Below are 18274 nucleotides of genomic sequence, written 5' to 3' on the forward strand. Positions count from 1 at the left end.
CACGCTGCGGGGCGTCATGGCCGCCGAGCGGGCGCGGACTCGTCGGCGCTCTCGATGCCGACGAGCGTGCGGCCGGTGCGGCTGCGGGCCCGCACGGCGTAGAGCAACTGGGCGTAGGCCACGTCTTCTGCCGTCGCGCGCGTCGTGGAGGCGTCGCCGACGGGGTGCATGACGGACGGCAGCCCGTACGGCGCGTGGCCGACGCCGAGCGCGTGGAGCAGCTCGTGGGTCACCACGCCGGGGTCGGCGAGCAGCGCGCGCGTGCGCATGGCGACCACGGCGTCGTAGAGATCGCCGTCGCCGTTCCAGCCGGCGGTCGTGAGCCCTTCGGCGCGGATGCGCGGGTCGAGCGTGACGACGATCCCCGCGAAGTCGGCGTCGCCGGCGGGGACGGTGGCGGGAACGAACACCGACATCCCGAGGTCGCGCTGGAGCTGCTCGGCGGCGCGCCAGAACGCCACCGAATCGGCGCGGGCGATCGGTCCCCCGCGCGCATCGTGGTCGAACGCGAGCTTCAGCGGCAGACGCTCGGCCGCCCACCCGACCGCCTCGCCGGCGTCCGGCGCGCCGCCGCGGCCGACGCGCGCGAGGTGCCAGAGCCGCAGCGCGTCGCGGAGACGGGAGCTGGCGATCGATGGCCGGATGGGGACCGTGGTTCCCGCATAGGTGCCGGCGGCAATGCGCCACCGTGTCGGCAGCAGCACGACGTCGACGTCGGCGAGCCGGTCGAGCGGGGTGTCGTCGAGCGCGGCGGCGTGGATGGCCGGGTCGTCGGGGACGACGCGGACGGTGGCGGCGCCGTCGAGCGGCCGGTCGGGACGGAGTACGAACCAGCCACCCGGCCCGGTCCACGCGCTGTCGGTCCAGCGTCCGACGCGCGCCACGACGCGCGCGCGAACGGGCGAATCGTCGGCCGCGACGACCCGGCCGCGGATGGCGGGCCGCACGACGAGTGGGGTGACGGTCTCACCGACCCGGCGCCAGGCGACGATGGAGGCGGTACCCGGCGCCCGCGGCGTGACGGTGCCGGCGGCCACCGTCGCGACCGACGGCTCCATCGACGTCCAGCGAAGGTCGCGCGCGATGGACGGCGGGGTGCCGTCGGGAACGGGCGGGGCGTCGAGCCGCAGCGTGTCCCCGAGCCAGATCGTGATGGCGGGGGCGGTCGTGCTGGTGAACGGGATGACGCGCGTCGGCCAGTCGGCGGGGTCGCCGTAGGCGCTGTCCGCCGTCGTCGGGATCCGGTCGGCGCTCGAATGGTACGGGGGCGAGGAATCGCGCGTAGCACCATGGGCGAAGGGGGGGGAGCCCCCCCTAGTACCTAGACGCAGCGAGTCGCGCCGCATCGCGACGGTCATCGTCTCGGGGGCCGACCGTTCGCCGACGACGGAGCGCCGGAGGGCGCCGAGCGCCCGCCCGAGTGCCGTCGTGTCGCCCGGCGCGGGGCGCGACGGTGCGCATGCCGCGAGCGCGATCGACGCGGCGAGAAAGCGCATGCAGGGCGGCCGGCGGCACGGTCGAGACGACATGGCTGGTGTGCTACCCTGCGTCCGGCGCGGCGTTGCGGCCAGCGTCGTGGCCGCGGGACGCGTACTCGGAGTGCCACACGCGCGTCGTTCGTCGCGTCGCGGCCCCGACCCGAACAGGAGATCTCCGTGCACGCTCACATCGCTCGCCTGCCGCGCCGCGCGGGCCGGACCGCGGCGCTCGCGGGATCGCTCGCCGCACTCGCGTGGACGGGTGCACCGCTCCGTGCCCAGGCGCCCGTCACGAAGGACGCGCCGGCCGCGCGCGTCGAGCGCGTCGATTCGGCGGCCGTGGCGCGCATCGAGGACGAGGGGTTCAACCGGTCGCAGGTGATGGACGTGGCGAGCTGGCTGACCGACGTCTACGGCCCCCGGCTGACCGGCGGGCCGACGATCCGACAGGCGGCCGACTGGGCGATGAAGACCATGACCGGCTGGGGGCTGTCGAACGTGCACCTCGAGCCGTGGGGGCCGTTCGGGCGCGGCTGGTCGAACGAGCGGTTCTCGCTGCAGGTGCTCGAGCCGCAGAAGTGGGAGGCGATCGCGTACCCGAGCGCGTGGACGCCCGGAACGAGCGGCGCGGTGACCGGGCAGGCGATCCTCGTGCAGGCGGACAGCGAGGCGGACCTCGCGAAGTATCGCGGGCAGCTGCGCGGGAAGTTCGTCCTGGTCGGGGCGCCGCGCGACGTGCCGGCGCGGTTCACGCCGCAGGGGTCGCGTCGCACCGACGCGGATCTCGCGGAGATGGCCGCAGCGCCGATGCCGCAGCCCAGCGCCCAGCGGCGCGGCGCGTTCGATCCATCGCAGATGACTCCCGAGCAGCGCCTGCGCTTCCAGCGGCAGCAGCTCGTGCCGCGGCTGATCCGCGCGGCGGCCGAGGAGGGGGCCGCGGCGGTGCTGCTGCAGGGGCAGGGGGACGACGGCACGGTGTTCGTGTCGAGCACCGGCGGGTCGCGCGACACGGCGCCCAACGCGCCGCTCGTGCCGACGGCGGTGCTCGCCGCGGAGCACTACGGCCGCATCGCGCGGACGCTGGCGAAGGGCGTACCGGTGACGCTCGAGCTGAACGCGCAGAACCGGTGGTACGACGCCGACCGCAACGCGTTCAACGTGGTGGCCGAGATCCCGGGTACCGACCGTCGTCTGAAGGACGAGGTGGTGATGGTGGGCGCGCACTTCGACTCGTGGCACGCCGGCACGGGCGCGACGGACAACGCGGCGGGGAGCGCGATCATGATGGAGGCGCTGCGCATCCTGAAGGCGTCGGGCGTGCCGCTGCGTCGCACGGTGCGCATCGGCCTGTGGACGGGCGAGGAGGAGGGACTGTTAGGCTCCCGCGCCTACGTCCGGCAGCACTTCGGCGACACGGCGACGCACTCGCCGGAGCACGCGAAGTTCGACGTGTACTTCAACGTCGACAACGGCACGGGCAAGATCCGCGGCGTGTACCTGCAGGGGAACGACGCGATCGCGCCGCTGTTCGACGCGTGGATGTCGCCGTTCAAGAGCCGCGGCATGAAGACGCTGACGCTCGCGAACACGGGCGGCACCGATCACCTCTCGTTCGACGCGGTGGGGCTGCCGGGCTTCCAGTTCATCCAGGACGAGGTGGAGTACGGCACGCGCACGCACCACTCGAACATGGATCTCTACGAGCGGCTGCAGCCGGACGACATGAAGTGGAACGCGGTGGTGGTCGCGTCGTTCGTCATGCAGGCGGCGAACCGGGACGCGCAGGTGCCGAGGAAGGGCTCCACGCCGGCGCGCTCGAACCAGTGATCGCTGCGTGGCTGCGTGGCTGCGTGGCTGCGTGGCTGCGTGGCTGCGTGGCTGCGTGGCTGCGTAACGGCAGGCACGCAGCCACGCAGCCACGCAGCCACGCCGCGTCACTTCTTCACCACGAACGGCACCGACAGCTGCTTGTCCCCCCACAGCATGCGGATCGTGCCGCCGTCAGGCGTGGGGTCGATCGCGAACGTGAACTGCTCGACGGGCGACGCGAGCGGGGCGGCGGTGAGCGGGATGCGGACGAGGTCCTGGTCGGCCTTGTACTCGGTGCCCCACTGGCCCGTCTGCTTGTTGACGACGAGCTGGTAGCCGTCGGGCGCGGCATACGTCCACAGCGTGTACTTCCCCGCGGGCACCGTCGCGCCGCCGATCATGAGGTCGGCCGACGTGGAGAGCTGCGTCGCCGCGTTCGCGCCGGTGCGCCACACGGCGTTGTACGGCACGAGCAGCCCGCCCCACACCGTGCGGCCGCGCACCGAGGGGCGGCCGTAGTCGATCCAGAGCTGCGCGCCGGCCGCGGCGGCGCGCACGGTGTCGCGCGGCGACGTCTGGCCCATGTTGCCGCGCGCGGCGAACGCGGTCGCGAGTGTCGGAACGTCGACCGTCGCGACGCGCTCGACGACGATCTTGTTCGTCGACGCGGTGCCGTCGACGGCGAGCAGTCGGCCGGCCGCGTCGGTGGTCATGACGATCGGGTCGCCGAAGTAGTCGAGCGTCGCGCGGTTGCCGGCGATCGTGACCTTCAGCGGGTTCACGCCCTGCGCGCCGGCGGAGTACTGCGAGAGCGATCCGCTCGGCGCGCGCGACGCGCGGAGCTGCATCAGCGCGAGCTCCTGCATCGCGTACGAGTTCGCGAGCCCCGGCACGGTCCCCGCCGGCACGCGCGCGGCGAGGCGCACGGTGGTGTCGGCGGCGGTGAGGATCTCGCTGTACGCGGAGTCGCCGCGGAACGAGATCGTCGCCGACTTCGCGGTGTTAGGCACCAGCGAGCCGTCGGGGCGGCGCGACGCGAACTGCGCGCGCGTCACACGTCCCGCGGGGTCGAGCTCGACGACGTAGTGCGTGACGCGCACGGTGGGCGCGCGGTTCACGACGTCGCCTTCGACGCGGTTGCCGATGCGCGCGTAGCGCTCGACGGCGACGGTGTCGGATCCGAGGCGCACGACGAACGCGCCGCCGGCGGCGGAAGCGTCCTTGGAGACGCGCTGCTGCGCGGCGAGCGGCCCGGCGACGAGTGCGAGGGCGGGGAGGAGAGCGAGTCGCATGGATGGGAGTCCGGGTGACGCGTCGGAATGGTCCGGCGCGCGCTCGAATGGTACCGCGCGGGCGACCCACGCGCGGTACCCTGGGCGAAGGGGGGGAGCCCCCCTGGGAACTACGATCCCGCGCGCGCGCCGGCCACGCGCACCCGCTGCGGCGGGTGCTTCCGGAACCAGCTCGCGACGAGGTAGAACTCCTCGAGGTCGTGCGTCGGGATGTCCGCGCCGCTCGGATCGGGGCCCTCGTACACCCGCTGCACGAGCGCCGCGAGCTCGCGCTCCTCGGTCGACGTCGTCGGCGCCGGCCGCTCGGCGCGCACGGTGCCGCGCCGGACGAGATAGAGCCGCTCGGAGCCGTCGTGACCGCGCGCGCGGTGCACGAACGACAACCGGTCGGCGCCGGCGTGGAAGCGCGCGAGCCGCTCGGCAAGCCACTCCAGCGCCTCGAGCTTCGTCTTCAGCGAGCCCGCGCGCTCGAAGTGCCACGCTTCCGCCGCGGCGAGCATGGCGCCGCGCAGCGTCTCGATCGGGCGGCGGGTGCGGCCGGCGAGGAAGTCGCGCGCCTCCTGCACGCGCTCCGCGTACGCCGCGGCCAGCGGCGCACCGACGCAGGGGCCCAGGCAGCCTCCGAGCTCGTAGCGGAGACATCCCGGCGAGCGGGGACTAGGTACCAGGGGGGCTCCCCCCCCTTCGCCCAAGGTTCCACCCGCCGCGGTCATCGTCGGTACCGGAACGACGCGCGCCGTACCCCTCCGACGCTTCGCCGGCGCGTCCGCGAACGCGAGCCCGCCGGTCGACAGGTCGCAGTCCCGGATGCCCGTCGCCTCGGCCAGCGCGCGCATCGCGTCGCCGAGCATCGAGAGCCGCCGGAACGGGCCGTAGAGCACCGCGGCCTCGGGGTCGTCGGAGCGGAGCACGAGCCGCAGCCCCGGCACGGGGCCCGACGTCAGACCGAGCCACCCCCGGCGGATCTCGTCCACGTTCATCGCGATGTTGAACCGCGGCCGGTGCTGCTTGATGAGCCGCAGCTCGCGGAGGAGCGCCGCGAACTCGTCGTGGCAGTACTCCCACTCGATCGCGTGCGCCATGCGGACGATGCGCGACTGCCGGTCGCGGCGCCGCCGCTTGCGCGCACTCTGGAAGTAGCTCAGCAGCCGCGTGCGCAGACGGCTCGACTTCCCGACGTAGAGCACGAGCCCCGTGGCGCCGAGCATCCGGTACACGCCGGGCCGATTCTCCGCTTCGGCGGCGACCCGCGCGCGCAGCTGGCGACGGACGGCGACCGGCGCGGGGCCGTAGGCGACGTGTCGCAGGTCGTCGGACGCGACGGGCGCGCGGAGCTGCGGCGGGCGGGAGCGGCGGGGGGAGGGGGACATCGACCGAAGAATACCCAAACACCGTGAACGTGCCCACGGGCCGGTGCGCGTTCGCACGGTCTTTCACTCGGCGCCGAGGCGGCGTATGCTCGGCGCATGGCCTACCCCGTCCGGCACGACGAGCCGCGCGACGACGAGGACGAGCGCCGCTCCCCACGTCTCATGACGATGGAGGAGTACTGGGTGTTCGAGCACGGGAGCCCGATCCGGCACGAGTTCGTGGCCGGTGAGGCGTTCGCGATGGTCGGCGAGTCGAAGCGTCACAGCCGGGTCGCCGGGAACATCCTCGCGCGCTGCCTGGAAGCGTCGCGAGAGGGGCCGTGCCGCGCGTTCATGAGCGGCATCAAGCTGCGGCTGCGCGACCGCGTCTACTATCCCGATGTCATGGTCGCCTGCGGACCGGAGCTGGACGACGAGTACTGCGAGGAGGCGCCCTGTCTGCTCGTCGAGGTGCTCTCCCGCTCCACGCGGCGCACCGATCAGCGCGAGAAGCTCGCGGCGTACACGACGATCCCCTCGTTAGGCACGTATCTCCTCGTCGAGCAGCGGCGCCGGCTCGTCGACCACTACCGCCGCGACGCGGCCGGGCACTGGCAGCGCGACACACTCGTCGACGAGGGCGCGATCGCGCTGTCGTGTCCCGCGATCACGCTGACGCTCGACGAGATCTACGAGGGCGTGACGCTGCCGCCGCCCGACGAGGCGCTGCGCGTCCGCGAAGAGGTGCCGGCCCAGTACCGTTAGGCGTCAGGCGAGCCGCACGGCGTCGCGCCCCGACTCCTTGGCCTGATAGAGCGCGCTGTCCGAGCGCCGCAGCAGCACGTCGGCGTCCTCGCCGTCGTCGGGGAAGAGGCTCACGCCGATGCTCACGGTGACGCGCACTTCGCGGTCCTCGAGCACGACCGGCGCGCGCGCCGCCTCCAGCAGCTTCTCGCCGACCGCGGCGACGTCGGTGCCGCTGCGCAGGTCGGGCGTGAGGACCACGAACTCGTCGCCGCCGAGCCGCGCGACGGTGTCCGCCTCGCGCAGCTGCGCGGTGAGGCGCGCGCCGACCTGCTGCAGCAGCCGGTCGCCCGCGGCGTGGCCGAACGTGTCGTTGATCGACTTGAAATGATCGACGTCGAGGAAGAACACGGCGAACGGCTGGCGCGTGCGCTTCGCGTGGGCGACGAGGAACTTGAGCCGGTCCATCAGCAGCAGCCGGTTCGGCAGCCCGGTGAGCGCGTCGTGATACGCCATGTGCTCGGCGCGGTGCGCCGCCTCCAGCGTGCGGCGCTGCTCGCCCTCGAGCAGCCAGATCACGAGGCCCAAGCCGAGCGCGAAGTTCAGCAGCAGCTGCGCCTCGGCCACCGGCAGCACCACCGGCGGCACGTCGATGGGCGGCGGCGCCGCGAGCTGCTCGGCGAGGGCGACGAGGGCCAGCGCGCCGAGCGCGACGAACGCCGCGGCGACGAGCCGCTGGCCGAGCGCGGGCGGATCGTGCAGGGTCGTCCACCGCGGGTCGGCGCCGCGGCGGTAGCGGCGCAGCGTGCGCGTCCACAGGTCGACGCCGGCGGCGAGCTGTCCGACGCCGGTGAGCACCGCCATCACACCGACGCGAGCGACGAAGCGCCCGAACGTGGCGCCCGGCGTAGTCGCGAACGGCGCCGCGGTGACGACGGCCATCCCCGCCGCGGCGTACACGATCCACCGCTCCGGCCGGTCGGGCACATCGCGGTGCTCGGCGATCGCGAACGCGCCGAGGACGAGCCACGCCACCCGCAGGTACTCGCAAAGCAGCGTGAAGACGGCGATCGCGGTGAGCGCGAACCCGGTCGGCGGGGCGTGGCCCTCGAGGAGACCGAACCCCACGACGCCCACGAGCTGGCCCGCCATCGCCACCCAGCCGTACGTCCAGTACGCGAGCACCGGATACCCGAACCGGCGCTGGAATACCCACAGCACGCCCGCCGTGAGGAGGGCCTGCGCGAGCTGCAGGGCGAGCATGGACGAGACGACCGACCCGATCGACGCGAGCGCCATCGAGAGACCGTGAGCGTTCGGGGGCCCGCGCCCCGCCCTGCGGCGCGGAGAGACACAGCGACTGCTGCGAGAGCAACCGCGGTTTGCGCGGGCCGCGCCGCCCGAGCGTCGGCGGTAAGCTCTACCGCCGTGACCGCTTTGGCTAGGACGACCGCACGCGCGCCCAGGATACGTTCCCGGGGTGAACCGCGCACACCAGCGTCATCTAGCGTGCAGCAGTTCCGCGGCGTAGTCGATTCCGCGGGCGGTCCGGGACCCGTGCCACGACAGCAGCTCCCCATCCACGAGGCGGAACCGGTCGCGGGGGAGGGCGGTGGCGGCCGCGAGCTCGTCGACGTGCCGGTCGTCGAACGGGAACGGCTCCGAGGCGAGAAGCACGAGCGCCGGGTCCGCGGCCGCGAGCTCGGCGGGCTCGATCTCCGGGTAGCGGGGCGTGCGGGTGGCGAAGACGTTCTCCCCGCCGGCCGCATCGAGCAGCGCGCTGACGAACGTGTCGCCGCCGACCGTCATCCACGGATTCCGCCAGATGAGATACGCCCAACGCACGGAGGGCCGGTCGGCACGCTCGGCGCGCACGCGCGCGAGCCGCGTCTCGATGTCGGCGGCGATGCGCTCGCCGGCGTCGCGCGCGTCGAGCGCAGCGGCGATGGAGCGGACCATCACGGCGGTGTCCGGCACGGTCTTCGGAAACGACACGTGGCACGCGACGCCGGCGGCGCGCAGCGCCTCGGCGTCCTCGCGGCGGTTCTCCTCCTCGTTCAGAAGCACGAGGTCGGGGCCGAGCGCGACGACGCGATCGATCTTGGGGTTCTTCGTGCCGCCCACCGACGGCACCGCGGCGACCGCGTCCGCCGGGTGCACGCAGAACTTCGTGCGCCCGACGAGCGTGTCGCCGCGGCCGAGGTCGAAGACGAGCTCCGTGAGGCTGGGGCAGAGGGAGACGACGCGCATGCTGGAAGCTAGCGCAGAGCGTGGAGCGCAGAGCGCAGAGTGAGCGACCGGTCTCTGCGCTCTGCGCTCTGCGCTAGCTCATCGCCGTGCGCGCTTGGTGCTGCCCCTCTTCGCGGTCGCCTTCTTCGCGCCGCCGCGCTTCGACGCGCCGCCCTTCTTCGCCGCGCCGCGCTTGACGGCGCCCTTCTTCGCGCCGCCCTTGCGCGCGCCGCCCTTCTTCGCGCCGCCGCGCGAGGCGCTTTTCGCGGCGGCCGCTTCGGCGTTCGCGCGCGCGGTCTCGAGCGCCATCGCGGCGTTGCTCTCGATGAACGACGCCATCGCGAGCTCCTGGTCGAGATTGCGCTGCAGCAGGTCGATGACCTCCGGGATGCCGAGGTTGCGCGCGATGGCGATGGCCGAGCGGTAGGCGGCGATCTCGTAGTGCTCGACGCGCAGGCCGGCACCGAGGTCGAACGCTTCCATGATCGGCTTCGACGGCTCCTCCTCGGACTTGAACTCGTCGTGCTCCTGGATGATGCCGAGGATGCCGGGGCACCGCTGCGCCTGCGCGCGCTCGCCTAACGCCGCGAACGCGAGCTCGAGGTTGCCGACCTGCTGCTGCGTCTCCTCGTAGTGCTGCTCGAGGCGCGCGCGCATCTCGGCGCCGGACACCTCGCGGATCATCTTCGGCAGCGCCTTCAGAATGGTGCGCTCGGCGAACAGGATGTCACCGAGATCGTGGATCAACAGCTCCGGCAGGCTCTGTACGGACATGCAAACGCTCCGGTCATGGGGTCGCCCGTGGGTGGGCAGGGAGTGTGCCGCGCGACGCGCACGTTCTTCGGCGACGGCGTCACGCACGCGGGCGACGGCGACGTTCCGTGGTCGTCGACCCGCCGCCTAGCGGGCGCGGCGGGGCGCCGTACATTCGCGCGACCGCACCGACCGGGGAGGAGCACATGCGCGGCCTGATGATGGACGACTACCAGCTGACGATCGACGCCATCGCGCGCCGCGCCGAGACGCTGTTCGGCCGGCGCGCGATCGTCAGTCGGCGGTGCGACCGGCAGGTGGAGCGGTCGACGTACGCCGAGGTGCTGACGCGCGGTCGGCGGCTCGCCGCCGCGCTCCATGCACTCGGCGTGCGACGCGGCGACCGCGTGGCGACGCTGTGCTGGAACCACCGCCGCCACTACGAGGCGTACCTCGCCGTGCCGCGCATGGGCGCCGTGCTGCACACGCTCAACCTGCGGCTGCACGCGGACGAGCTGGCGTACATCGTGAACCACGCCGACGACCGCGTGGTGATCGTGGACGCGTCGCTGCTGCCGCTGTGGCACCGCGTGGCGCCGCAGGTGCGCGTGCAGCACGTGATCGTCGTGCAGGAGGATGGGCCCAACGGCTCTCCGCTCCCGGAGGGCGCGCACGACTACGACACGCTGCTCGACGCGGCCCCGGATTCGTTCGCGTTCCCCGCGCTCGACGAGCACGACGCGGCGGCGATGTGCTACACGTCGGGGACGACGGGCCGGCCGAAGGCGGTGCTGTACTCGCATCGCGCGCTCGTGCTGCACACGATGGCGGGCGCGATGGGCGACGGCTTCGGGTGCCGCGAGTCGGACGTGATCCTGCCGGTGGTGCCGATGTTCCACGCGAACGCGTGGGGGTTCCCGTACACGGCGGCGCTGACGGGCGCGTCGCTCGTCTTCCCGGGCCCGCATCTCGATCCGGCGAGCCTGCTCGAGCTGATGGTGACCGAGCGGGTGACGTGGGCCGCGGGCGTGCCGACGATCTGGCTCGGCCTCCTCGCGGCGCTCGACGCGGCGCCGGGGCGCTACGACCTCTCGGCGCTGCGCGGTCTCATCGTGGGCGGCGCGGCGCCGCCGCCGGCGATGATCAACGGCTTCGCCCAGCGGCACGGCATCGACATGTGCCACGGCTGGGGGATGACCGAGCTGTCGCCGGTGGGGAGCATCGCCGCGGTGCCGCACACGCTGCACGACGCGCCGCGCGAGGCGCAGCTGGCCTACCGCGCGAAGCAGGGGCGCCCGATCCCGTTCGTCGAGATCCGCGCGCGCGGCGAGGACGGGCTCGTGCCGTGGGACGGCAGCACGTTAGGCGAGCTGGAGGTGCGCGGCCCGTGGGTCGCGGCGTCGTACTACGAGAGCGACGAGGGCGCGTCGCGCTTCACCGACGACGGCTGGTTCCGCACGGGCGACGTGGTCGCGATCTGGCCCGACGGCACGATCGAGGTCGCGGACCGGTCGAAGGATCTCATCAAGAGCGGCGGCGAGTGGATCAGCTCCGTCGCGCTCGAGAACGCGCTCATGGGGCATCCCGCGGTGGCGGAGGCGGCGGTGATCGCCGTACCCGACCCGCGGTGGCAGGAGCGCCCTCTCGCGGCCGTGGTGCTGAAGCCCGGCGCGACGGCGACACCCGACGAGCTGCGCGCGCATCTCGCGCCGCAGTTCGCGTCGTGGTGGCTGCCGGAGCGGTTCGAGTTCGTCGACGCGATCCCGCGCACGTCGGTCGGGAAGTTCCTGAAGTCCGCCCTGCGCGAACGGTTCGCCGATTCCGCCGTGCCGGCCGCCGCCCATGTCTGAGCTGTTAGGCACCCGTCCCGCCGCGTCGTACGGCATGTCGGCCGACGGCGCGGCGGAGGTCGGCGCGTACGTGGCGGTGGTCGCCGTGCACGGTGTCGCCGACCAGAAGCCGTTCGAGTCGGTGGAGGCGATCGCGTCGATGCTCGCGCACGCGGCGCCGGACGCGGCGGACGGCTACGGCCCGTTCGTCGCCGAGTCGGTGCGCGTCGCGCTGCAGCCGGCGGGCGCGCCGCCGGGAAGCGCGACGCCGAAGGCGCACCGCTCGCGACTGGCGCGCGCGCTCGACGAGCGGTCGTCGTACGTCAGCGCGGCGCGCAAGCACCGCATCCGGCCGCGCGACGACACCGACGGGGACGACGTCGACGGACACACGGGGCGGTTCTCGAACGCGTTCATGGCGTCGCAGCTCGAGGCGTACGAGCCGCGCGATTCGGTCCACGAGACGCGCCGGCTCGTCGCGCGCCGCCGCACGCCGGGCGCGCCGCCGGTGGGGGTGCACGTCTACGAGTCGTACTGGGCCGACCTGTCGCGGCTGCAGTCGGGGGTGCTGCAGACGATCGGCGCGCTCTACCAGCTGCTGTTCCACCTCGGGCACCTCGGGCAGCAGGTGCTCGACTTTACGTACCTCGAGAACGGCGGTGGGACGTGGCGGTGGAGCAGCCGCGCGTACACGGCGGCCGTGCGGCTGCTCTCGCTGCCGATCGCGCTGCTCAACCTCGTGGCGCTCGTCGCGGTGCTCGCGGTCGTGCCGCGCGCGCTGATCCCCACGGCGCTGGACGACGTGCTGCTCGCTGCCGCCGCGGGGCTGGTGGGGACGGCGGGGGCCGCGTACGCGCTCTGGCGCGTCGCCCGCGCGCGGAACGCCGCGCGCCTCGAGTGGCGCGCGCCGTCGCAGCGGGCGTGGGTGATCGCGCCGCCGGTCGGCTGCGCGATCGCGGTGGCGGCGGAGCTGGCGCTCGCCGCCACGCCGTTAGGCGACGACGGCGCGCTCGCCATCGTGTGGTGGCTCGCCTGCGCGGTGCCGTTCCTGGCGCTCGTCGCGGGCTACGAGCGCGTCCGTCCGGGCGCGAAGCTCGTCGGCGCCGCGGCGTACGGCGTGGCGTTCGCCGCGTTCGTCGCGTTCCTGGGGACGTTCGCCGCGCACGCACCGACGCGCGCCCACGCGGTGGAGTACGCGGCCCTCTGGACGACGCGGCTCACGTTCGCCACGCTCGGCGCGTCGCTCGTCGTGACCGGTCTGGGCGCGATCGTGTCGGCCGCCGCGGCGTGGGTCGGCGTGCGGCTCCTGCCGCGCAGGACGCCGGCCGAGCGTGCGCGGCGGGCCCGCGCGGCGGACGCGTGCGCCACCGCGCGCCTAACGCTGTCGATCCCGTTCATCGGCTTCCTCTCGGTGACGATGGTGCTCTGGAGCGGCGTGTTCGAGGTGCTGAACCGCGCCGATACGCTGTACCGCGGCGTCGACATGCGCGTGGTGGAGACCGCCACGGGGGCGCGGCCGTTCGTCGACTGGCTCGCCGCGCCGCCGCACGTGGTGATCGCGCTCATGGACCAGACGACATGGCGCGACGCCGGCGCCGTCAGGCGGCTGCTGCGCGACGAGGCGAGCGCGGACGAACGGGCGCGCTACGACACAGGCCGCGACGTGGCGCTCACGTACCTCCACGGGCTGCTGTTCACGCAGGCCGGCGTGGGCTTCGTCGCGATGCTCGGCGTGTCGGCGGCGTGCCTCGTGTTCTACCTCACGGTCGCGGCACCGTCGCTCGCGTCGGAGGTGGCGCAGCCCCGCGACGCGCCATTCGACGCGATGAGCGACGCCGACCGCACGCGCGCGAACGCGACGTCGCGCACGTACGGCGCGTGGCTCGATCGCGGACGGGCGTGCATCGGCGCACTTTCGTGGGGGCTGTGGGGCGGCGCGTTCGGCGTGCCGACCGCGGTGCTGGCGCTGCTCCTCGCCGAGGTGTACGGCGCCAAGCCGGCGGACGCGGTCCGCTTCCTCGATCTCGTGGGCCCCGGCACGCGCTCGGTGCTCGACTCGGCGGGCGCGCTGTTCGTCGGCGGCGGCGTGGCGGGGATCGCGGTGGTGATGTTCAGCAACGTGTTCTCGGACCTCACGGCGACGCTCGACGTGCTGCTCGACGTCGACAACTACATGCGCACGTCGCCGCGCGACCGCACGCCGCGGGCGCGCATCGCCGAGCGGTACGCGTCGCTGCTGCGACACCTCGCGGACTGGCGCGACGCGGCGGGCCGCGGGTACTCGCACGTCGTGATCGTGTCGCACTCGCTCGGCACGGTGATCACGGCCGACCTGCTGCGCTACCTGCGGGAGAGCGACGACCGCGTGACGCCGTCGCCGCTCGATCGGCTCGGGCTCACGCGCGACTCGGCGGACGACGCGACGGAAGACGTGGCGGTGCACCTCGTGACGATGGGGAGCCCGCTGCGCCAGCTCTTCGGCCGGCACTTCCCGCACCTCTACGGCTGGACGCGTCCCGACGACTCGGCGCTCGCGTCGGACCGTCCGTCGGCGGCGCCGCTCGGCGTGGCGACGTGGGTGAACGCGTACCGCTCGGGGGACTACGTGGGGCGCAACCTGTGGCTGGGGCGCGCGGACCTCGCGGTGTACGACCGCACCGGCGGCCCCGCTGCGCTCGACGCCGAGGGGCGCGCGGACTGGTGCATCGGCGCCGGCGCGCACACGCACTACTGGGACGACACCGCTCCGGACGTAGCCGCCTACCTCGACGCGGTGGTCGTCACGGCGGCAGCGGGTATGCGCGGTTAGCTTTGGCGAGATTTCATCGGAGGACGGAGAGGATGCCGGCGAAGCGCGGGGACACGGTGCGCGTGCACTACACGGGCACGCTGAAGGACGGCACGCAGTTCGACTCGTCGCGCGGCCGCGAGCCGCTCGAGTTCACGTTAGGCGGGGGGCACGTGATCGCCGGCTTCGACGCCGCGGTCACCGGGATGGAGGTGGGCGAGACGCGCACGGTGACGATCCCCTCGTCCGACGCGTACGGCGACCGGAACGACGCGATGCTGCTGCGCATCCCGCGCGCGCAGGTGCCGCCGAACGTGAGCCCGCACGTGGGCCAGCAGCTCCAGGTGGGACGCGGCGGCGAGGCGGTGAACGTCACGGTGCGCGAGGTGACCCCGGAGCACGTAGTGCTCGACGCGAACCACCCGCTGGCCGGGGAGGACCTCACGTTCGCGCTGGAGCTCGTCGGTTGCGAGCCGGCGGCGTGAGCGCGCGCGGGTCGGACGGGGAGCGGTGGGTCGTGACCTCGTTAGGCCCGTCGGTCGCGTCGGTCGAGGTCGACGGCGACGCGATCGAGAAGGTGCCGCGGTGGCTGATCCCGGTCGACGCGCACGAGGGGGACGTGCTCGCGGTGGAGCGGTCGCGCGGGCCGGACCGCGTGTCCATCGTCGTGAAGACCGACCCCGCAGCCACCCGCGAGGCGCTCGCCGCCTCGGAGAAGCAGATGCGCGACGCGCCGGTCGACAAGAAGGGCGGCGACGTGAAGCTGTGACGGGGCGTGCCGTTCAGGGCTCCACGTACGTGTGTTCGTGGGACTGAAGAAGGACTGAAGGGGGACTGAAGAAGGACCAAACACAAAGAGTGTTGGTGGTCCTTCTTCAGTCCTCCTTCAGTCCTTCTTCAGTCCTGCAAGAACTCGTACGTGGAGTCATGGACGCCGCCGCCGTCGCGGCCGCTGAGCGTTAGGCGCCTCGTCGCCGGTCATGGAGCGGCACTCCCCGCTCGTCGACGCGCGGTCCGACTGGCCGTCGAGGCTCTCGCCGGGGTGCTCGGGCGTCACGGTGAACGCGCCGCCCGCGGCGGGCACGCGCACGGTGATGGTGCCGTTGCGATCGGTGCGGTACCAGGGCACGCCGGCGGCGCGGTAGGCGGCCTTCGCCTGCTCGTGCATGTGCCCGTAGTCGTTCTCCGCGCCCACCGACACGAGCACGCGGCGCGGATGCACCTCGGCCAGGTAGTGCGCGGTGACGCCGTTGCAGCTGCCGTGGTGGTCGGCCTTCAGCACGTCCGCGCGCATGCCGGGCTGCGTGGGATAGCCGACCTGGTCGAACCACGCGAGCTCCTCGCGCTCGGCGTCGCCGGCGAGCCACATCGTGAACCGCGACGAGTCGGCGGCGACGATCTTCACCGCGGTGGAGCGATCGTTCGGGTCCTTCGACGACGGGTCGGGGCGCACGACCTCGAGACGCGCGCCCCCCCGCATGGTGATCGTGCACACCGGCCGCCCATCGCCGCACGGGTCGTCGCTGTCGCGGTAGGTCAGCTCGCCGCGGCGCGCGCGGGCGATGATGGAGTCGCGCAGCGTGGCGAGCGTGCGGTTCGTCGACGCGTCGCGGTTCTCGAACACGTAGCGGACCTTCAGCCGCCGCCTGGACGCGAACAGCTCGCGCAGCCCCATGTAGTGATCGGCGTGCGCGTGCGACAGGACGACGACGTCGATCGTCGTGTCGTGGCCGAGGCCGAGCGCGTCCAGGCGCGCGCCGAGCGCGTTCTGGTCCGGACCACCGTCGACGAGGGCGACGCTGCCGCCGTTCGTGATCAGCGTGGCGTCGCCCTGACCGACGTCGAGCATGCGGATCACGAGGTCGCCCGGCGCGGTCGGGCCGCCTAACGACGTGCCGCCGCCGGGGCCGGTCGTCACGACCGCGGTGCGATGCGACGCGCGGCGGGCGAGCACGACGCCGACGATGACCACGGCGGCGAGCACCGCGGCGATGACGAGTGGGGAGCGTCGCACCGCGTCAGCTCCCGAGCGACTCGAGGAGCGCCGAGAGGTCGGCGGGCAGCGTGCCCCAGTCGGGGGCGCCGTCGGCGGCGCGCGCGACGTGCGCCGCCGCGGGCGCCTGGTCCGTCGTGGCGGAGAGGACGTCGAGCGCGCGGCGCGTGGCGCGGTGCCGGAAGAAGGTGGTGTCACGCCGCGCCGCGGCCTCGCGCGCGGTGGCGAGCCACGCGCCGAGCCACGCGTCGTCCGCGCCGACGACCGACGCGCCGGTCTCCCACCCGTCGCGCAGCAGCGCGTCCAGCGAATCGGCCGGCGCGGCGGGCCGCGCGGCGATGGCGCGGTAGATCTGGGCGGCGGGCGCGGCACCCGAGACGTCGTCGAGCAGCGCCGCGGCCCGGCGCGCGAGCGACGCGGCCGACGTGTCGCGCGTGCGTGCCGCGAGCTGCAGCGCCGCGGCGAGCGCGCCGAAGCGCACCGCACGCGCGCGCGGCGCGAGCGCGGGACCGGCGCCGCGCGTGGCCGACCATGTCGGCTCGCCGGCCGACGGCCGCGCGTCGCCGAGCGCCGCGACGAGCGCCGCGGGGTCGTCGGCGCGGCCGGCGCGCGCGTACAGCGACAGCCCGACCGCGGCGACGAGGACCGCGGCGGCGAGCGCGCCCCACCACGGCGTGCGCCTAACGCGTGCCGAACCGATGTCGCGCACGTCGCCGGTCGCGCGATCCGCGCCGGGCGGCGCGGAGGCGTCGATGGCGGTCGTCGGGTCGCGGACCGTCGGCGGGGGCTCGGGCGGCATCGTGCCGAGCGTGTCGAGGTCGGTCTGCTTCACCACGCCCGACTGCTCGAGGTCGCGCAGCACGGCCGCCACGTCGCCGAGCGCGTCGCGCGCGTCGTCGGACTCGGCGAGCTCCGCGAGCAGCGCCTCGCGCTCGCGGACGTTCAGTCGGCCGTCGAGAAATGCCGCGAGCCGCTCGGCGTCGACCGGTTCACTCATGGATGCCGACCTCCCGACCGATCGGACGAGGACGTGGACGAGCCACTCCCCTCGGTCTCCGGGCTCGAGTCGCATGAACGCTTAGAGGGCCACGACCCGAGCGAGTTCCCGCGACCCGCGTCCGTCTCCGGCGCGTCGGCGGGGAGCGAGCCGCCGAGCAGGTCGCGCACCTGCTCGCGCGTGATGCCGGCCGTGGTCAGGTGGTGCGCCAGCGTCGCCAGCGCGCGGTCCTTCATGCGGTACAACGGCTTCTGCGGCACGTCGAGCGCACGCGCCACGTCGGCGAGACTGCGTCCTTCGAGAAAGTGCATGCGGATGACGACCTGCTCCAGCGGCTCGAGCCGGCGGATCGCCTCGTACATCGCCTCGTACGCCGTGCGCCGCTCGGCGAGGCTCTCCGCCGAGTCGACCCGGTCGTCGGCGACGGTCGACGCGGGGAGGCCGTCGAGCGACACGTCGCGCTCGTCGCCGCGACGCGGTCGTGCGCGCGCGGGCAAGCGCGCGAGCAGCACGGCGAGGTCGTGGTCGGAGGCCTCGGTCTCGCCGCGGGTGCGCAGCAGCTCCGCGGCTTCCTCGAGCCGCAGTCCGTCACGGTAGACGAGCGTCTCGAGGCGCACGGCGAGCGGTCCGTTGTGCTGCGCCGCGGCGGAGGGACGCCAGCGTCCCCACTGCTTGACGCGGAACTCGCGGCCGAGCGTCGTGACGACGGTCGTGAGGTACGTCGTGAGCCGGCTCTCGCCGCGCCACTTGCGGAGGATGCGGTAGTCGCCCTCCCAGAGGCGCTCCTTCGCCCACGATGCGAACTCCTCGGCGTCACCGTCGCGCATCCCGAGCACGCGGGCGACGGCGTCGAGCGCGCGCTCGAGGAACGGCAAGTGGGAGAGGAACAGCGCCTCGTAGTCGTCGCGCTCCGTCATTGCGCAGGGAAGGTACGCCGTGGGGACGCAAACGGATACGGCGGTGGGAAAGGCGGGGCTCGCGTCCTTCCAACGAAGAGTCCCGCGCCGTTCGAC

The 18274-nt window shown here is 73.7% G+C and carries 15 protein-coding genes; 6 read left to right on the plus strand and 9 right to left on the minus strand.

What is annotated here, in order from left to right:
• Positions 1-14 precede the first annotated feature (14 nt).
• Entirely contained in the window at positions 15-1496 is a 1482-nt protein-coding gene (locus J421_RS07550; RefSeq protein WP_025410567.1) for a hypothetical protein, read from the minus strand.
• A gap of 159 nt (positions 1497-1655) precedes the next feature.
• On the opposite strand from J421_RS07550, the gene J421_RS07555 reads away from it, so the two are divergent.
• A complete protein-coding gene (locus J421_RS07555) occupies positions 1656-3305 on the plus strand; it encodes a M20/M25/M40 family metallo-hydrolase (RefSeq protein ID WP_025410568.1) in 1650 nt (549 codons plus the stop codon).
• A gap of 107 nt (positions 3306-3412) precedes the next feature.
• Here the strand turns inward: J421_RS07555 and J421_RS07560 are convergent, their stop codons facing one another.
• A complete protein-coding gene (locus tag J421_RS07560) occupies positions 3413-4579 on the minus strand; it encodes a DUF2911 domain-containing protein (protein WP_025410569.1) in 1167 nt (388 codons plus the stop codon).
• 110 nt (positions 4580-4689) lie between these two features.
• On the minus strand, positions 4690-5949 hold the full coding sequence (locus J421_RS07565; protein WP_025410570.1) for a GIY-YIG nuclease family protein: 1260 nt from the start codon (positions 5947-5949) through the stop codon (positions 4690-4692).
• Positions 5950-6045: 96 nt separating this feature from the next.
• Between J421_RS07565 and J421_RS07570 the strand changes: the two genes are divergently transcribed.
• Positions 6046-6693 (plus strand): Uma2 family endonuclease, encoded by a 648-nt coding sequence (locus J421_RS07570; protein ID WP_025410571.1) that lies wholly within the window; start codon positions 6046-6048, stop codon positions 6691-6693.
• 3 nt (positions 6694-6696) lie between these two features.
• Here J421_RS07570 and J421_RS07575 read toward each other — a convergent pair whose 3' ends face one another.
• The 3 genes from J421_RS07575 to J421_RS07585 all read right to left on the minus strand — a co-directional run bounded on the left by J421_RS07575 (position 6697) and on the right by J421_RS07585 (position 9762).
• Positions 6697-7971 carry a GGDEF domain-containing protein gene (locus J421_RS07575; protein WP_025410572.1) on the minus strand — a complete coding sequence of 425 codons (1275 nt, stop codon included), beginning with the start codon at positions 7969-7971 and terminating at the stop codon, positions 6697-6699.
• Between the two features lie 201 nt (positions 7972-8172).
• A complete protein-coding gene (locus J421_RS07580) occupies positions 8173-8922 on the minus strand; it encodes a cobalamin-binding protein (protein ID WP_025410573.1) in 750 nt (249 codons plus the stop codon).
• A gap of 78 nt (positions 8923-9000) precedes the next feature.
• Complete coding sequence (locus tag J421_RS07585) at positions 9001-9762, minus strand: YciE/YciF ferroxidase family protein (RefSeq protein ID WP_148306203.1); 762 nt, start codon at positions 9760-9762, stop codon at positions 9001-9003.
• Positions 9763-9860: 98 nt separating this feature from the next.
• Here J421_RS07585 and J421_RS07590 point away from each other — a divergent pair, with 98 nt between their 5' ends.
• Genes J421_RS07590 through J421_RS07605 form a run of 4 tightly spaced genes read left to right on the plus strand, consistent with a single transcriptional unit; the run spans position 9861 to position 15040 of the window.
• Positions 9861-11504, plus strand: coding sequence for a long-chain fatty acid--CoA ligase (locus J421_RS07590; RefSeq protein ID WP_025410575.1), 1644 nt, complete (start codon positions 9861-9863; stop codon positions 11502-11504).
• Positions 11497-14292, plus strand: a complete 2796-nt coding sequence (locus J421_RS07595; protein ID WP_025410576.1) for a hypothetical protein — start codon at positions 11497-11499, stop codon at positions 14290-14292. Before J421_RS07590 ends, J421_RS07595 begins: the two co-directional genes overlap by 8 nt.
• A 32-nt stretch (positions 14293-14324) precedes the next feature.
• Positions 14325-14756 (plus strand): FKBP-type peptidyl-prolyl cis-trans isomerase, encoded by a 432-nt coding sequence (locus J421_RS07600; protein ID WP_025410577.1) that lies wholly within the window; start codon positions 14325-14327, stop codon positions 14754-14756.
• Complete coding sequence (locus tag J421_RS07605; protein WP_025410578.1) at positions 14753-15040, plus strand: DUF3006 family protein; 288 nt, start codon at positions 14753-14755, stop codon at positions 15038-15040. The genes J421_RS07600 and J421_RS07605 overlap by 4 nt, the downstream gene beginning before the upstream one ends.
• Positions 15041-15196: 156 nt before the next feature.
• Here J421_RS07605 and J421_RS07610 read toward each other — a convergent pair whose 3' ends face one another.
• From J421_RS07610 to J421_RS07620, 3 genes are read right to left on the minus strand one after another with little or no spacing between them, the layout of a single operon-like run.
• Positions 15197-16285 carry a ComEC/Rec2 family competence protein gene (locus J421_RS07610; protein WP_025410579.1) on the minus strand — a complete coding sequence of 363 codons (1089 nt, stop codon included), beginning with the start codon at positions 16283-16285 and terminating at the stop codon, positions 15197-15199.
• A 4-nt stretch (positions 16286-16289) separates the two neighbouring features.
• Positions 16290-17261 (minus strand): hypothetical protein, encoded by a 972-nt coding sequence (locus J421_RS07615; RefSeq protein WP_025410580.1) that lies wholly within the window; start codon positions 17259-17261, stop codon positions 16290-16292.
• On the minus strand, positions 17258-18178 hold the full coding sequence (locus J421_RS07620) for a sigma-70 family RNA polymerase sigma factor (RefSeq protein ID WP_025410581.1): 921 nt from the start codon (positions 18176-18178) through the stop codon (positions 17258-17260). Before J421_RS07620 ends, J421_RS07615 begins: the two co-directional genes overlap by 4 nt.
• Positions 18179-18274: the final 96 nt, after the last annotated feature.

Source organism: Gemmatirosa kalamazoonensis (assembly GCF_000522985.1).
GTDB lineage: Bacteria > Gemmatimonadota > Gemmatimonadetes > Gemmatimonadales > Gemmatimonadaceae > Gemmatirosa > Gemmatirosa kalamazoonensis.

Excerpts from the sequence above, each read along its gene's own strand:
- J421_RS07590 (WP_025410575.1), top strand. The coding sequence starts at position 9,861 with ATGCGCGGCCTGATGATGGACGACTACCAGCTGACGATCGACGCCATC.
- J421_RS07565 (WP_025410570.1), bottom strand. The coding sequence starts at position 5,949 with ATGTCCCCCTCCCCCCGCCGCTCCCGCCCGCCGCAGCTCCGCGCGCCC.
- J421_RS07575 (WP_025410572.1), bottom strand. The coding sequence starts at position 7,971 with ATGGCGCTCGCGTCGATCGGGTCGGTCGTCTCGTCCATGCTCGCCCTG.
- J421_RS07560 (WP_025410569.1), bottom strand. The coding sequence starts at position 4,579 with ATGCGACTCGCTCTCCTCCCCGCCCTCGCACTCGTCGCCGGGCCGCTC.
- J421_RS07550 (WP_025410567.1), bottom strand. The coding sequence starts at position 1,496 with ATGCGCTTTCTCGCCGCGTCGATCGCGCTCGCGGCATGCGCACCGTCG.
- J421_RS07580 (WP_025410573.1), bottom strand. The coding sequence starts at position 8,922 with ATGCGCGTCGTCTCCCTCTGCCCCAGCCTCACGGAGCTCGTCTTCGAC.
- J421_RS07600 (WP_025410577.1), top strand. The coding sequence starts at position 14,325 with ATGCCGGCGAAGCGCGGGGACACGGTGCGCGTGCACTACACGGGCACG.
- J421_RS07595 (WP_025410576.1), top strand. The coding sequence starts at position 11,497 with ATGTCTGAGCTGTTAGGCACCCGTCCCGCCGCGTCGTACGGCATGTCG.
- J421_RS07570 (WP_025410571.1), top strand. The coding sequence starts at position 6,046 with ATGGCCTACCCCGTCCGGCACGACGAGCCGCGCGACGACGAGGACGAG.
- J421_RS07620 (WP_025410581.1), bottom strand. The coding sequence starts at position 18,178 with ATGACGGAGCGCGACGACTACGAGGCGCTGTTCCTCTCCCACTTGCCG.
- J421_RS07615 (WP_025410580.1), bottom strand. The coding sequence starts at position 17,261 with ATGAGTGAACCGGTCGACGCCGAGCGGCTCGCGGCATTTCTCGACGGC.